The sequence below is a fragment of the Micromonospora sp. NPDC049081 genome (assembly GCF_040648835.1).
Taxonomy (GTDB): domain Bacteria; phylum Actinomycetota; class Actinomycetes; order Mycobacteriales; family Micromonosporaceae; genus Micromonospora; species Micromonospora antibiotica.
Genome location: NZ_JBEZEK010000023.1, coordinates 55,844 through 71,074, shown reverse-complemented (window position 1 = coordinate 71,074; position 15,231 = coordinate 55,844). Strand labels below are relative to the sequence as shown.

The 15,231-nt window shown below is 72.7% G+C and carries 11 protein-coding genes; 3 read left to right on the top strand and 8 right to left on the bottom strand.

All coding sequences use genetic code 11. The features are described 5' to 3' along the window. Window positions 1-11: 11 nt before the first annotated feature. Window positions 12-2,852, bottom strand: a complete 2,841-nt coding sequence (locus AB0B63_RS26085) for a CHAT domain-containing protein (RefSeq protein ID WP_357023273.1) — start codon at window positions 2,850-2,852, stop codon at window positions 12-14. Between the two features lie 83 nt (window positions 2,853-2,935). Here AB0B63_RS26085 and AB0B63_RS26080 point away from each other — a divergent pair, with 83 nt between their 5' ends. Further along, the gene (locus tag AB0B63_RS26080; protein ID WP_219465222.1) at window positions 2,936-3,316 is read left to right on the top strand and encodes a hypothetical protein; all 381 of its coding nucleotides are present in this window, start codon (window positions 2,936-2,938) and stop codon (window positions 3,314-3,316) included. An 832-nt stretch (window positions 3,317-4,148) separates the two neighbouring features. Here AB0B63_RS26080 and AB0B63_RS26075 read toward each other — a convergent pair. From AB0B63_RS26075 to wrbA, 4 genes are all read right to left on the bottom strand, one after another. After that, on the bottom strand, window positions 4,149-5,759 hold the full coding sequence (locus tag AB0B63_RS26075; RefSeq protein ID WP_357023268.1) for a hypothetical protein: 1,611 nt from the start codon (window positions 5,757-5,759) through the stop codon (window positions 4,149-4,151). Beyond that, window positions 5,756-6,610: a protein phosphatase 2C domain-containing protein gene (locus tag AB0B63_RS26070; protein WP_357023266.1), complete on the bottom strand. Its 855-nt coding sequence runs from the start codon at window positions 6,608-6,610 to the stop codon at window positions 5,756-5,758. The genes AB0B63_RS26075 and AB0B63_RS26070 overlap by 4 nt, the downstream gene beginning before the upstream one ends. Further along, the gene (locus tag AB0B63_RS26065; protein WP_357023263.1) at window positions 6,607-7,284 is read right to left on the bottom strand and encodes a hypothetical protein; all 678 of its coding nucleotides are present in this window, start codon (window positions 7,282-7,284) and stop codon (window positions 6,607-6,609) included. Before AB0B63_RS26065 ends, AB0B63_RS26070 begins: the two co-directional genes overlap by 4 nt. Before the next feature lie 162 nt (window positions 7,285-7,446). Then, complete coding sequence (wrbA, locus tag AB0B63_RS26060) at window positions 7,447-8,055, bottom strand: NAD(P)H:quinone oxidoreductase (RefSeq protein ID WP_208564986.1); 609 nt, start codon at window positions 8,053-8,055, stop codon at window positions 7,447-7,449. 152 nt (window positions 8,056-8,207) lie between these two features. Between wrbA and sigJ the strand changes: the two genes are divergently transcribed. Then, window positions 8,208-9,134 carry an RNA polymerase sigma factor SigJ gene (sigJ, locus tag AB0B63_RS26055; RefSeq protein ID WP_357023259.1) on the top strand — a complete coding sequence of 309 codons (927 nt, stop codon included), beginning with the start codon at window positions 8,208-8,210 and terminating at the stop codon, window positions 9,132-9,134. Between the two features lie 81 nt (window positions 9,135-9,215). Here the strand turns inward: sigJ and AB0B63_RS26050 are convergent, their stop codons facing one another. From AB0B63_RS26050 to AB0B63_RS26040, 3 genes are all read right to left on the bottom strand, one after another. Beyond that, the gene (locus AB0B63_RS26050; RefSeq protein WP_357023257.1) at window positions 9,216-10,538 is read right to left on the bottom strand and encodes a cellulose binding domain-containing protein; all 1,323 of its coding nucleotides are present in this window, start codon (window positions 10,536-10,538) and stop codon (window positions 9,216-9,218) included. Window positions 10,539-10,614: 76 nt separating this feature from the next. Beyond that, entirely contained in the window at window positions 10,615-11,979 is a 1,365-nt protein-coding gene (locus tag AB0B63_RS26045) for a glycoside hydrolase family 43 protein (RefSeq protein ID WP_357023253.1), read from the bottom strand. 14 nt (window positions 11,980-11,993) lie between these two features. Further along, the gene (locus AB0B63_RS26040) at window positions 11,994-13,382 is read right to left on the bottom strand and encodes a glycoside hydrolase family 43 protein (protein ID WP_357023250.1); all 1,389 of its coding nucleotides are present in this window, start codon (window positions 13,380-13,382) and stop codon (window positions 11,994-11,996) included. Between the two features lie 610 nt (window positions 13,383-13,992). Between AB0B63_RS26040 and AB0B63_RS26035 the strand changes: the two genes are divergently transcribed. Beyond that, window positions 13,993-15,219, top strand: a complete 1,227-nt coding sequence (locus tag AB0B63_RS26035; protein ID WP_357023247.1) for a cellulose binding domain-containing protein — start codon at window positions 13,993-13,995, stop codon at window positions 15,217-15,219. The last annotated feature ends 12 nt before the right edge of the window (window positions 15,220-15,231 follow it).

The window sequence follows — 15,231 nt, the reverse complement described above, 5'->3', positions numbered from 1 at the left end:
CTGCCGGAGGGTCAGGGGCCGGTGTGGACCAGCGCCGCCCACAGTTCCGGGCGCTCCGGGTGCGCCCGTCGTACCCGATCTATGGCCGCGTCCAGCGCGACGGCCGCACCGTCGGCGTCCAGGTGGTCCCCGGCGCTCAGCCCGGCGTAGACGTCGCCGGCGACCTGGGCCGCCACCCGGTCGGAGACCGCCCACTGGCTGCCGATCACATGCCGGAAGCCGGCCATCTGGAGCGCCGCGGTGAGATGGATCGCCTCGTCGGGCAGGTCCCGGCCGCCCGCCGCGGTGCGACACGCCGAGAGGTAGGCGAGGTCGGCCCCACCGGCCGACTGGCTGCGGGCGGCGAGGCGGCCGGCCAGGTCCAGGACGCTGAGCCTGCCGTCGACCAGGCGGAGGGCGGCCGCACTGGGCCGCTTGAAGTCCTGGTCGCCGTGGCAGGCGAAGTGCGCCCAGCTGTGCCGTTCGAGCGCGCTCAGCACACCCTCGACGGTGGCGCTGCGACCGGACAACACCCGCAGGCCGGGCACGTGCGAGCTGACCGCGCGCAGTTCGTCGCTGACCGCCGGCAGCGACGGCTGGCCGGGTAGGGTGCCGAGCCCCACCGCGAACGCCCGCGGCGGCCCGGCCGGCGCCGGGGTGGTGCGGGCGCGCAGCAGCGCGGACAGGCTCGGGGTGTAGGACGACACGCAACGCGCGGCGATCGAGATCCGGCGTCGCGCGGCGAGCGGGGCGCTCGCCCCGAACCGGCCGGCGGCGTGCAGCGGCAACATCGTCAGCGGCCCCGTCGGGCACCACCACACGCGGTGCCGTCGCTCCGGCCCGACGTCGAGCAGGTCGTCGAGGGCCGCACAGACGGACTCCCCGACGGTGTCCCAGAGCCACCGCTGCAACGACACCAGCGTCTGGTGCAACGCGGCCCGCTCGGCCGGCCCGCCGCCCCCCTCCACCGCCCGCTGCACCTCGAGGAACGCCGCGGCACGCCGCTGCGCCGTGTCGTGCGACAGCCACGGCAGCGGCACGGCCCGTACCCCGTCGGCGGTGACGACGATCGCGTCGCTGCGCCACCGCGAGGTGTTGACCAGCACCGCGGCCCCGCCCCTGGTTGCGGGCTGGAGGGCGGCGAACGACGGCGGGTGCAGGAAGTTCTCGAAGCCGGGCTGGCGGCGGGCCTCGGCCGCCAGCCGCTCCCAGCGTTCCGCCAACCGGCGGCGGTGACCGGCGTCCTCGGTCTCGGCACGGTGCGGTCCACCCAGCGCGCTGGTCAGCAGGTCCCGGCCCAGCTCCCAGCCGGGCCGGGACGGTAGCGCGACGATCGGGGACGCCCCGGCGCCGTCCAACTCCCGGCGCGTCCGGTCGAGTTCGTCGGCGAGCGTGGGTGCGACCGCGGCCAGCGCGGACAGGTCGCTGCGCGTCTGCAGGGCCTGTGACCACAGCACCTGACGACCCTGCTCCAGGAGTTCCACCGCACGTTGCGGCTGACCGGCGGCGATGGCCCAGGCCGCCGCGTCGCCGGCCAGGCCGGCCACCGAGGTCAGCCGTTTCTCCTGCACGGTACGGTCCAGGCCCCGCCACGCCAGCAGCGGCAGCAGACCCACGGCGGTGCCGTACGCCTCCAGGGCCAGCGCCGCGTCACCGGCCTCGGCGGCGGTCTGCGCCCAGGTGCGGGCGGCGGTCATCCGGATCTCGATCGCACCCGCCCGGGAGGCCGACGACGACCGCCACATGCCGACCGCGGCGTCGAGGTCGGCCGGGTCGTGATCGATCAGGTAGCGGATCCGCAAGGCGGTGCCGAGCACGTTGAGGGCCCGTGCCCGGTCCGGATGGCCCGGTGAGAACCCGGCCAGGGCGGCCATACCGGTGTCGACGGCGTCGCTGACCCCGGCCGGGTCGCTGCTCATCCGGGCCCGGACGAGCAGCGAGTGGGCCAGGCTGACCAGGTGGCCGGCCCGTTGGGTGCCGGCGGTCGGTGCGTCGACGGCCTCCCGGGCGCTGCGGATCGCCTCGTCGAGGTGCACCGACGAGTTGTTGCTGAGGCCGTGCAGGACCAGCAGCACCCCGTGGGTGGCCAGCAGTTGCGCGCGGACCGTGCCGATGGCCGGCAGGTCCGCGACGACCTGCCGGCTGACCCGGACCGCCTCGTGCAGGTCGGTTTCGTCCGCATGGTCGGTGCTCACCCAACGCTGCACCAGCGCGATCACCAGCACACCGTTGAGGGCGGCCCGGTCCACGTGCCGCGCGGGCATGGCGGCCAGACCGCTGCGGCAGTGCTCGATCGCCTCGTCGATGTCGCGTGGACCGCCCGTCCGGGTGAAGCGCATGACCAGGCACAGCGCCAGCAGTTGGCGGGCGGTGAGCAGGTGGTCCGGGTCGGTGGACCGGTGGACCTCCCGGCTGAGGCGTACGGCCGCGTCGATGTCCGCCAACTGGCCGAACCGTTCGAAACTGAGCCGGTACACGTTCACGCAGCGGACCAGCACGTCGATCCGGATCGGGTCGTCCGCGCCGACGGCGGCCACCGCGACGTCCGCGTGCCGCTTCGCCGTCGACAGGTCCGCCACCTCACGCCGCTGCTCGAACCGGAAGCCGACGACCAGGGCCAGCTGGGCGTTGACGTACGGCCACCACGGATCACCGGGCGAGGTCAGCGCCGTGGCCTGCTCGGCGGCGACCACCGCCGCGTCGAGGTGCTTCGGGTCCGAGGCCCGGCCCCGCAACATCAGGACGGTGGAGAGCGCGGCGAGCACATCCACCCGGGACGGATCGGACGCGAGCAGGCCCCGCGCCACGTCCTCGGCCCGGACCAGCAGCGACACGTCGCCGCTGTCGTTGTAGGCGACGATGAGCGGATCCATCGAATCGACGGATCCTGCTTCGGATGGCACGGATTCAGTAGATTCGACGGCAGCTCGGGCGTCAATCGACAGGAGTGTCGTGTATGGAGCAACGTCGTCTGCTGGCCGCGTTGTGCGCCGCCGTACCGACCCTGCGCGAACGGGCCGAGGCGGGGATGTGGACCGACCTGCTCGACGACCTGCTCGACGAGCTGGCCGCCGGCCGGCCGGTGGAGGAGGTCTGCCGGCAGCTCGGCTGGACCGTCGGACCGGAGCCCGAGACCGAGCGCGGCATCGGCTCCGGCCCGTCACTTCCCGACTACGCCGGGGGCGCCCGACTGGAGGGTCTCGCGCCGGTGGTGCTCAACGGTGACTACCGCTGTCCACACCACCGCTGTGCACGCCGGGCCCACCGCGACGACCGGGGTCGGGTGCCGCACTGTGCGCTCGCCGGTACGCCGATGACGTACCGGACCGAGCCATGATCGAGGTGCTGCTGGGCGAGGTCGGCCGACGCCTCAACGACCGGTGGCTGACCCGGGCGCTGGGCCCCGGCCTGCTGTGGTGCCTGGTCGCCGCGTTCGCCGTACTGCCGGGGCGCGGTGGGGTCCTCGACGTGCCCGGCGCGGCGCTCGCCGCCGCCGACGCGCTCGACCACCTGAAGGGCCGGGTCAGCCTGGCCGTGGTGGTCGGGTCGCTCGTCGTCGCGGTCGCCGCGGTGGCCGCCGTCGGCGCCCAGGCGGCCGGCCGGGTCGTCCGCCACCTCTGGCTCGGGTCCTGGGCCGGCCCGGCGGGGCGGATCGCGGCGACGCTGACCGCCCGCCGCCGGGCCGCTGCCGCGCGTCGGCTGGACGCGCAACACCGGGTGGTCCCGGCGGTGTACCTACCGGCCCGGCCGACGTGGATCGGTGACCGGATCCGCCTCGCCGACGACCGGGTCGCCGCGCAGTACGGTCTCCGCCTGGGCCTGATCTGGCCACGGCTCTGGCTGCTGCTCACCGCCGACGGCCGGACCGACGTGATGCAGGCCCGTGACCGGTTCGACCGGGCCGTCACCTCGGCCGGCTGGGCGGTGCTCTACCTGGCGCTGACCCCGTGGTGGTGGCCGGCGGCACCGCTCGGCGCGACCCTCGGTGTCGTCTTCTGGTGGCGGGCCCGGTCCGCGGTGGGCCTGTTCGCCGACACCGTGGAGGCGACCGTCGACCTGCGGCACCGCAGCCTGGTCGCCGAGTTGGGCTTCCCGGTCGAGGAGGGTCGTCCGCTGCCCCCGTCCACCGCCGCCGCCGTCAACGACCTGCTGCACAAGGGTGCCAGCGGTCACGGGCAGGAGGCCCGGGCCGGGGCGGCGAGCGAGCCCACGCGGTATCCGGCACCGTCCTTGACCAGTGACAGCCGGGAGCGCCAGCAACCGGATGACGAGCCTTCACCGCTCGGCACGAACACCACGTTGACCTGAGGGCTGCCGCTGGTCGCGGTGCGGATCCCGATGATGGTCGCGCCACGGAACGGGCCCCGGTCCGCCAACGTGGCGGCCCGCGCGGTCTGGGTGCTGCTGCGGTCGGCCAGGCGTGGTGAGTCGATGTTGATCCCGCAGAGGAAGCTGCCGACGGCGGCGACCGCCGCCTTCGTCCGGGCGGACGTCCGGTTGAGGCCGCGCCCCACCGTGACGTCGCTGAACAGGCAGGGCCTGGCCAGGGGAAGGAGCTTTTCGAGGTCGAACCGGGTCGGCAGCGGCAGGACGGGCGCTGCGGGCACCCCTGCCGGGTAGCGGGTGGGCAGGACCCGGGGGTAGGAGGGCACGGTGGTGGCGTCCCACCGCACTCCCGTGGGCAGACTCGACCGGGCCCGGGGGGTCGTGCTCGTCGTGTCGCTGTTGGCGCTGATCAGGCCGGCCATCACCACGATCGCGGCGATCGCCGCGACGAGCAGACCCCAACCCCGGCCGGCCGGCTGGGGGTTGACCACCCCGGGCCGGGGGACGTTGCGGCGTACGGGGTCCCGGCGGGGGGCGTTCGGGCGCGTCGACCCCTGACCGGGCGGCTCCGGGCCCGTCGGGGGAGCAGCCGGTGCCGTCGGCGGTGTGCGTCGGATGCCCCGCTCCAGGGCGTCCAGCCAGTGCTCCGGGGCCGGCCGGCGGTCCGGGATCGGGTCGAGACTCCGGCCGGCGAGGGTGACCAGTTGCCGGTCGAGCCGCCGCTGCGCCGCAGCCGGATCGCGGGTCTGCTGGTCACCGGCGAACAGGCGGACCGCGAGCAGTCCGAACTTGAACGCGTCGGTGGCCGGGGTGGCCAGTTCCTCGGCGTCCGCGTCCGGCACGTGCCACTCGGGGGTTTCGGCCTGCGCCAGCACCGAGTCGCCATCGAGGCGCATCGCGTCACAGTCGATGAAGTAGCACCGGGGCCGGGCGTCGAGGCTGAACAGCAGGTTGTTCGGCGACAGGTCACCGACGCAGACCCCGAGGCGGTGCAGCAGGGTCAGCGCCTCGGCGGTGTCCCGCAGCAGTTCGAGGCGCATCCGGTCGTCGACGTGCAGGCCACGGCCGCGCAGGTAGTCGTCGTTGTTGAGCAGGTACTGCACCTGTGCCAGCACGGTGTCCGGCCCGCGTGGCAGTTGGATGCGGACCCGGAACCGGTCGGGCACCCGGGGCATCAGGAACCCCCGCACCACGCCCTCCTTACGGACGACGGCGGTGGGCCAGGCGGCGAGACCGAGCAGCGCGTCCGCGTCCGGTCCGGCGTCGGCGGCGAGTCGGACGAAACGGTTCAGCGTGGTCACGTCGACGTCGTCGACGAGCCGGGTCGCGTACTCCTTGTAGACCCACCGGGGGTCCTCGGTGAGGGCGTAGACCGTGCCCTGACCGCCGACCCCGATGCGGTTACGCGGGCCGAGGGCGGACAGGCTCACCTCGGGCGGCAGTGGGCTGGTCATGGCAGTTCGGACGGGACCGGCCAGACGGCCAGCACGGTACGGTCGTCGTCCCAGGCCCCGCCGGCGAAGTCGAGCATCCAGGCGAGCCGGGTCATCGCGGGCGGCGTGGTCAGCCCGTCGCCGAACAGTCGCCCGAGATCCCCGGTGCCGTGACCGAGCGGCTCGGCGAAACCGTCGGTGGCCAGCACCAGCACGTCGCCCGCGACGAGGGTCACCGCCACCGGGTCGACCTCGGGGGGCACCCGGGGCAGGGCGGCGACGCCGTCCGGGAGCAACTCGTCCTGCGGGTCGGCCGGGTCGGTGAGCAGTGGCTCCCAGGTGCCGTCGCGCAACCGCCAGGCGGCCGAGTCACCGACCCGGACCAGGTGGGCGACGGCCCGACCGGGCCCGTCCGGCCGGACGAGGGCGACGACCACGGTGCTGGCCAGCAGCGCCTCGGCCCGCTGCGGATCGGGCTCACCCAGCTGCCGCCCGGCGTACTCCACCAGGGCCCAGCCCGCGCAGCGCAGCAGGTCGTGCCAGTCGACGGTGTCGTCGGCGCGCAGCAGGTAGTCGACGACCGTCCGGCACACCATGGTGGCGCCCAGGTGGGACAGCGGGGCGTTGGAGACCCCGTCGGCCACCACCGCGATCACCGAACCGTCCGCCGTGGCCAGCGCGAAATCGTCCTGCCGGGGTACGTCGGACGCCCGGTGGCCGGGCCCGCGCACCGAGGCCGCCCGCACCGCGAAGCCGTCCGTCGCCCACCCGTCGAGCACGGTGTCCGGCCGATACGGCTGCGTCTGCGGCGCGCGGGCCGGCAGCTCCGGGCCCGTCGCCCCGATCAGCGGAGGAGCCCAGTCGAAGCTCACACCACGTCCACGGCCATCCGGAAGCTGTCCGGCCGCTCCACGACCAGCTCCGCCGTGTCGCCACCGACGGCCTGCCCCGACCTGATGACGCTGCGGGTCAGGGCGGTGCAGAACTCGGCGATCGCGAACCCCACCTCGACCCCGGGGGTGGCCACGAACGCGAACTCCGGCCGGGTCGCCACGTGCAGGATCGTCTCGGCCCGTGCCTCGCCGATGCCACACGCGATGATGTTCGGCGCGGTCGGGGTGCGCTCCCGGTCGGTCAGCTCGGCATAGACCGGCTCCCACTCGCCCGGGTCGGTCGGTTGGCCGTCGCTGAGGAAGAACACCGCCGGCCGGTGCACCGCGAAGCCCTCCCGTTTGAGGGCCCGCACGTCGGCCGGGATCCGGTCGACCAGCAGGCTGAACGCGACGCCGTAGGCCGTCCCGGCCCGTACGGACAGCTGCGGCAGCGCCGACTCGTTGCGCAGGTCGGACAGTGCGGAGTGGACGATCACGTCCTCGGAGAACCCGATGATCGAGAAGCGGACCTTGGCCGCTGCGAGCGGCTCACGTAGCAGGGCGTCGTGGAGTGACTGGAGGCCGGCGTTCAGCTCGTCCACGACCGGAGTCATGGAGACGGACTCGTCCGCCACCAGATAGACCGGCAGGACCCGCCCCTTGGTCTCGGCCATGCACACCCCCTCGACGGTCGCTAGTGGACCGCTTCAACGTAACACCGCCTGTCTATGCGAGTGTCGCGCTCCGCAACGGCCCTGACCGCCCCGCCCCGACCGCCCCCGTTCCGGCCGGCCTGCTCAGGCCGGGCGATCCGCCCGGTCGGGGCGGGGAGGGGTTCAGGCGGGCCGTCCGGCTTTCAGTGCGGCTGCGGTGTCGACCACGCGCCGGGCCTGGTAGCGGGCTGCCTGGAGGGTGACGTCACCGGGCGGGCCGCTGCCGGCCACGTGCGAGGTGCCGTAGGGGTTGCCCGACTGGAACTGGATCGGGTCGGTGTAGCCGGGAGGCACGATGATCCCGCCCCAGTGGTAGAAGACGTTCGACAGCGACAGCAGGGTCGACTCCTGCCCGCCGTGCGAGGTGTTCGACGCGGTGAAGGCCGAGTAGACCTTGCCGGCGAGCCGGCCCTGGAACCACAGCGGGCCGAGGGTGTCGATGAACGCCTTGAGCTGGCTCGACACGTTGCCGAAGCGGGTGGGGGTGCCGAGCAGGGCCGCGTCTGCCCAGTCCAGGTCGTCGCCGCTGGCCACTTCGACGTCGGCGGTGTCCTGGACGTGCTGGGCCCACTCCGCCCTGGCGTCGACCGCCTCGGCCGGGGCCGACTCGGCCACCTTGCGCAGGCGTACGTTCGCGCCGGCCTGCCGTGCCCCCTCGGCCGCAGCCTGGGCCAGGGTGTGCACGGTGCCGGTGGCGCTGTAGTAGATGATCGCCAGGTTCACTGGTCCCATGATCGTTTTTCCCCCGTCGCTGGGATAGTGTTCGGTGCACTGATACGACGACACAGCCCTGCCGAATGTCAGGCGGCGTGCCGGGGTCGCCACCGCTGGCGCACGTCGGTCGAGCCGGTGGGCGGGGAGCGGGCGAGGGGGCCGGCGGCAGCATGACCAACCCCACCGGTCCGGGGTCCGACCGGCCCGGCCCGGCCCCGAGCGGGCTCGTCGGCGAACGGCGTCAGCTCGTCAATCTCGCGTACCGGCTGCTCGGGTCCCTGGCCGACACCGAGGACGTCGTGCAGGAGACGTACGCCCGCTGGTATGCCCTGACCCCCGGCCAGCGGGACGCCATCGCGGCCCCGGACGCCTGGCTGGCCAGGGTCGCCGGTCGGATCTGCCTCGACCTGCTCGGCTCGGCCCGCGCCCGCCGGGAGCGCTATGTGGGCCAGTGGCTGCCGGAGCCGCTGCCCGCACGTGCGGAGTGGACCAGCGACCCCACCGGTGGTGACCCGGTCGACCAGATCGCCCTCGACGAGTCGGTCGGGATGGCCTTCCTGGTGGTGCTGGAGTCGATGACCCCGGCCGAGCGCGTCGCGTTCGTCCTGCACGACGTCTTCCGCTACTCCTTCGCCGAGGTGGCCGAGGTTGTCGGCCGTACCCCGGCGGCGTGCCGCCAGCTGGCCTCGTCCGGTCGCCGCCGCGTGCGCGGGGCACCGGCACCCGGCGTGCCCACCGCCCGCCAGGCCGGCATCGTCCGGGAGTTCAGGGAGGCGTGGCAGGCCGCCGACATCGACGCGCTCGTCGGTCTGCTGACGCCCGACGCGACCGCGACCGGTGACGGTGGCGGGCGGGTCAGCGCGGTACTCCACCCGATCGAGGGTGCCGGGCAGGTCGCGCGTTTCTTCGCCGATCGGGGCGGTGCGGCCTCCGGCGTCCGGCTCCTGGAGTGCACGGTCAACGGGCGGCCAGGTCTGGTGGCGCAGGTGGCGGGTGTCGTCGGGGCGGTGCTGGCGTTCGACGTCGAGGGTGACCGGATCAGGCGCATCTGGACGGTCCTCAACCCCGACAAGCTCCGCGCCTGGACGGCCGGCTGAGCTGCGGGCCGTTCCCGGACGCAGGCGTCCGGGAGCGTCGCGGGCGGGCCACCCCGGGCCCGCCCGCGACCGGTACGGCGGTTACCTGGTGCAGGTGACGCCGTTGAGGGTGAAAGTCGTCGGCGCGGCAGCGTTGCCGGTGTGGTTGGCCTGGAAGCCGATGCTGACCGAGGCGCCGGGGGCGATGGTCGGGTTGTAGCTGACGTTGCGGGCGGTGACCTGGCCGGAGGCGGGCGTGTAGGTGGCGTTCCACCCGGAGGTGATGCTCTGCCCGCCGGGCAGGGTGAAGATCAGCGACCAGCCGTTGACCGGGGTGCTGCCGGTGTTGGTGACGGTGAGGTCCTCGGTCAGGCCGGTGCTCCACGCGTTGACCGTCGCGGTGACCGCGCAGCCCCCGCCGCCCGGCGGTGGGGTGGTCGGTGCGGGTGTGGTCGGGCCGGGTGTGGTGGGCGCGGGGGTGGTGGGCGCGGGCGTGGTCGACGTGAACTGGGTGAAGAACCGCCACGTCTCGGCCGGCAGCCAGGTGCGGGTGCCGCTGTCACCGGGCGCGCCGTCCTGCGGGGCGGCGATGTGCCCCTCGTCGAAGGCCGCCCACACCACCGGGTACCCGGCGCGGCAGCCCGAGTAGGTGGTGCTGCGGTGGGTCAGGCTGCCCTGGCTCGGCTCGGGCGGGTTCTGCGCGGTGCAGCCGTTGTTGCGGACGAACCGGTCGCGCAGCGTACGCCCGCCGGCGATGGAGAGCACGCCGTCGCGGATGCCGTGCGCGCCGAAGTAGGCGATCGGTTGGGTGCCGCCGCTGCATCCGCTGAGCTGCCCGCCGGAGTAGACCGCCACCGCCCGGAAGACGGTGGGCCGGGCGCAGGCGACCGCGTAACTCATCGCGCCGCCGTAGCTGAAGCCGAGGGCGAACCGCTGGGTGGTGTCCACGCACAGCCCGGCCTCGACCCGGCTGAGGATGTTGTCGACGAAGGTGATGTCCTCCCCACCGGCGTTGCCCCAGCCGTTGTTCAGGCCCTGGGGCGCGACGAAGATGGTGCTGTTGTTCGCCAGGCGTTGCAGGCCGTAGTAGGACCACACATCGCGCTGCACGGTCTGACCGGTGGCGACGTCGGTGGCGGTGCCGCCGACCCAGTGGAAGCCGAGCACCAGCCGGTACTGCCGGTTGGCATCGTAGCCGTCGGGCACCCGCAGGATGAAGCTGCGGTTCTTGCCGTTGCTGGTGATGGTGTGGGTGCCGCTGGCCAGGGTCGGGGCCTTCCCGCAGCCGGCCGTCGCGGCCGTCGTCCCGACGTCCGCGGCGCGGGCGGAGGCGCCCAGGCTGCCGCTGACCATCGCGGTGCCCAGGCCCAGGGCCAGCAGCATCGTCGCGGCTACCGACCCGAGTCTCGATCTGCGTCCTGTCATCAGGTGTCTCCTCGTGCGTGGGGGTGGAGGTGGTCACCGCCGGCCACGGTGGGACGGGCGGCCGGGCGGCGGGGCGTCAGCGGAACTGCCACCAGTTGACGTTGAAGAGGTTGCCGCTGCCCCCGGCGAACCGCAGGTACACGTCCTGGGTGCCGGTGACGCCGCTGACCGGGCAGGTGACCGTGGTCCAGGTCTGCCAGCCGCCGGTCACCGGGACGGTGCAGGTGCCCACGGTGGTGCCGGTGACGCCGCCGAGCCGTACCTCGATGCGGCCACCGGTGGTCGCCGAGGCGACCCGGGCGGTGAACGAGGTGGCGCCGGCACCGAAGGCGACCCCCTTGACCTTGATGTGGTCGCCGTTGTTGAGCCAGCCGACGTTCATCCCGCCCTCGCTGGACGGCTCGGTCTCCACCCCGACCGACCAGGCGATCGTCTCCGCCTCCTGGCGGACGTACGGGTTGAGTGTGCCGACCTGCGGTGCGCCGGAGGCGGTCATGGTGATGGTGGGGATGGTGCCGTCGGCGCGGTAGGCGAACTTCTCCACCGCGACCGAGCGGGTGAAACCGCCGCCGCCGGGCAACGCGCCGTTGTGGTAGAAGAAGTACGAGCCGCCGTTGAAGTCGATGACGGCGGCGTGGTTGGTGAAGCTGGCCCCCTGCCTGGGCATGATCGTCCCCCGGTAGGTCCACGGCCCGGTCGGGCCCGGCGCGGTGGAGTACGCGATGAACTCCGAGCAGCATTCGGCCGCGAACACGTTGTAGTAGAGGCCGTTGCGCTTGTAGACCCAGGGCGCCTCCTCGTACAACGTGGGGCGGCTCGGGTTGCCGCTGCGGGTGCCGAAGCCGGCGGTGGTCAGCGGAATCTGGGTCGGGCCGCCGGAGAACGAGACCATGTCGGTGTTGAGCCGCACGTACCACAGGTTGGGGTTGCCCCAGTACAGGTACGCCTGCCCGGTGTCGTCGACGAAGGCGTGCGGGTCGATCTCGCCGTTCTCCACCAGTGGCCGGCCGATGGCGTCGCGGAACGGGCCGGTGGGGCTGTCGGCGACCGCGACGCCGATCGCCATCCGTCCGGTCGCCCGGTTCTTGACCGGGACGTACCAGTAGAAACGGCCGTTGCGGTAGACGGTCTGGCCGGCCCACGCGTCGGCGCTGGCCCAGCTGAACGTGGCCAGGCTCATCGGGGAGCCGTGGTCGGTCCAGTTGACCATGTCGGCCGAGGAGTAGACGCGCCAGTCCTTCATCGTGAAGTACGTCGAGCCGTCCTCGTCGTGGCCGGTGTAGAGGTAGACCCGGCCGTTGTGCACCAGCGCCGCCGGGTCGGCCGTGTAGACGGTCTGCACGATGGGGTTGTCCGCGTGGCCGGCGACCGGGGTCAGCACGACTACGCAGAGCAGGCTCGCGAGCAGCGCCGCACCGCGGCGCAGCAGGGTCCTGGTCATGGTGTCCTCCTCGGTCAGGGCGTGATGCGGAAGGTGGCGTCCTGCCGGTCGTTCAGGGCCGAACCGGCGCTGAGCGGGTCGATCCGCAGCAGGTTCCCGGCGTGCCGCAGGTAGCGGTCGGGGAAGTTGGCGGAGCGGAACGACGTCCACGCCGCGTCGGCCAGGCCGGCGGTGCGGTGGAAGGTGGCGTCGGCCCGGAACGTCGCCGACCCGTCGTTCGGGTCGAGCCGGATGGCGTAGTTGCTGTGCCGCAGGAAGCTGCCCGGCCGGTTCACCGACTCGAACGAGACCCCGGCGGCGTCGGACAGGCCGGCCACCATCCGCCACAACTGATCCTGGTACGGGTCGAACGGGAACGGGTCGATCCGGCCGACGCCGTTGCTGTGCCGTACGACGTAGTCCGGCAGGTTGGACGACTTGAGCCGGACCCAGTTCGGGGTCCCCCAGCGGGACACCATCGCGTTGTACTCGGCGTCGCTGATCCCGACGATCGAGCCGTGCTTGGCGTTCAACGGCGGGGTGTAGTCCCGCTGGTTGAGCGCCGTCCACGAGTTGCCGCCGATGTTCGAGGTGGACCAGATGTAGTAGTCGGCGTTGACCGGGCTGAACGAGTCGCCCCACAGCCGCCAGCCGCCGCCGTCGTTGTTCTTGACCAGGAGCGGAGCCTCGATCGCGTTGCCCATCCGTAGCCCGCTGGTGTAGGTGGTGAAGCTGTTCGGCGCCCCGGTCGAGGAGCGCGCGCCGTGCAGCAGGCCGGTGGAGAGGTTCTTGTAGTACAGGTAGGTGGTGCCGCCGTCGACGACGACATCGCCGTCGAGCACGCCGAACCCGGGGCTGAAGAACACCTGCTGGGGGCCGATGTTGACGAAGTCGCTGGTGTAGTTGATCATCAGCACGTCGCCGCCGCTGTTGCAGGAGTAGACGATGGCGTACTGGCCGCGGGCGGCGTCCCAGAACGCGGTCGGCGCCCAGGTGTGCGAGTTGGGCAGGGTGTGCATCCTGATCCGGCGGTAGCCGGTGAAGTTCGTCAGGTTGGTCGAGTCCCACACGTGCAGGTACTGGCTGTTCAGGCCGAAGTTGGTGCCCTTGAGATCGGTGGCCAGCACCACGAAGGTGCCGTCCTGCTTGCGGAACACGAACGGGTCGCGCAGGCCGAGCTGCCCCTGGGTGGGGGTGACGACGGGGTTGTTCTGGTTCAGCGGCGTCCAGTTGAGACCGTCGCGGCTCACCGCCAGGTGCAGGCCGTAGTCCGCGCCCTGGAAGCTCGGCGTCTCGGTGAAGTAGGTCATCGCGTACGCGGTGTTCGCCGCCCACGCGACGCCGGGCAGCCCGGCCACCGATGCTGCGGTGAGCGCCCCGGATGCGGCCACGGCCTTGATGAGTGCTCGTCGGCTGATCGCCACGGATCGGACCCCTTCTGTCGTGGTGCCTGGTGGTGTGCGGATGGTGTGCGGGCGGGTCGTCGTGGCGCAGGGTGAGGCTGGCCGCCACCTGCGGCCCGGACGGGTGGGAGGGCACGCTGACGCCGACGGTCGGTGGTGTCCGCCGTCGTCGGTTCCTGGTGGTGTTCGACGGCCCGTCGACCGTCGCGCTGTTAGCGTTAACAGGTGCTGCCCGGGCACCCTCAGCTGCGGCTGGGCGACGCCTCGGCTCCCGACCGTGCGCCACGTCCGCTGATATGGACTCTCGTGGATGCATACGTGGTCCGTCAAGATGTGACACGGACTTTCTCGAAACTTCTTCGGCCTCGGTTCTCGGCTGTCAAACCGGCTATTCCGGCCCCTCTGCCAGGCTGTAAAGCTGCTCTACCTGCGTTTATTCGATCGGGCGGGAGAAGTGGCCGCCAAACAAGTCATGTGATGTTTGCGTTAACAGTTTCGAGGTATGGTGAGTGTGGCGGTGGGTGGCTGTCGTGCCCGGCGTCGGTACCGGCCGGGTCGGAGCTGGCCGGAACCGCGCACCGGATGATGTAAGCCGTTGACAAGCGTCGATGTGTTGCCGCACGGTGGACGCATGCCAGGGGTCCGTTCGTCCGCGCCGCGCCGCCGCGTGCGGCCCGGCCTGCTCGCCGCCGTCGTCTCGTCGATCGCCGTGTTCGGCCTGGGAGCGATCGCCGTACCGGCCGCCGGTGCCGGCACCACGACGCTCCCCTTACCGGCCGCCGGTGGGCTCCCCGGGGTCGCGCCCGCACCCGTCGCGGCGCCCCTGGCGGTAGCGGCTACGACGCCGCCGCCGACCGCGGCACCCACCACCCCGCCGGGCACACCGGACACCTCGCCCTTCCCGCCGGGCGTGCCCACGAACGTCACCGCCAGCCAGGTCAGGACGAGGTCGGTCACCCTCACCTGGACGGCCGCGACCCGTGGCTGCTGCGCCATCGCCGGCTACGACATCACGTACTACAGCCCCTTCGACGACGTCGTCATGGCGGCAAGCGTCGGCGACGTCACCACCACCACGATCAGCAACTACATCACCCCCGGCCGGCAGTACCTGTTCCGGATCTCCGCCCGGGACGTCGTCGGGCACCGCTCCCTGTCGTCGGAGCCGGTCACCGTGGTCACCCCGGTCACCGACACCGGACCGGACACCACCCCGCCGAGCGCGCCGCAGAACCTGACCCTCGGCGACGTGACCGACTCGACCGCCACGCTCTCCTGGTCACCCTCGACCGACGACGTCGGGGTGACCGGCTACAACGTCTACCGCTTCGACGGCTGGTACAGCTCGTTCCTGGTCGCCACCGTGTCGACGACGACGTACCCGATCGCGCTCCCGCCGCCGCCCCCGCCGTCGACGCCGCTGCGGTACCAGTTCTACGTGCGGGCCCGGGACGCGGCCGGCAACCTCTCGATCGCCTCCAACGCGGTCTTCGCGCCGACGACGCCCACTCCACCGACGACGCCGATGCCGCCGCCGCCCACCTGCCGGGTGACCTACCAGAACCAGTCCGAGTGGCAGGGCGGATTCGTCACCGTCGTGACGGTCCAGAACACCGCGACCGCGCCGGTGGACGGCTGGACGCTCACCTTCAGCTTCCGGGGGGACCAGCAGGTCACCTCCGGGTGGAACGCGACGACCAGCCAGAGCGGGGCCACGGTGACGGCCCGCAACGTCGACTGGAACCGCGTCGTCGCGCCGAACGGCTCGGTGAGCTTCGGCATCCAGGGCAGCTGGAACACCAGCAACGCGCCGCCGACCAGCTTCGGGCTCAACGGCAGCCCCTGCACCGCGGGCTGAGCCCGGCCCGCC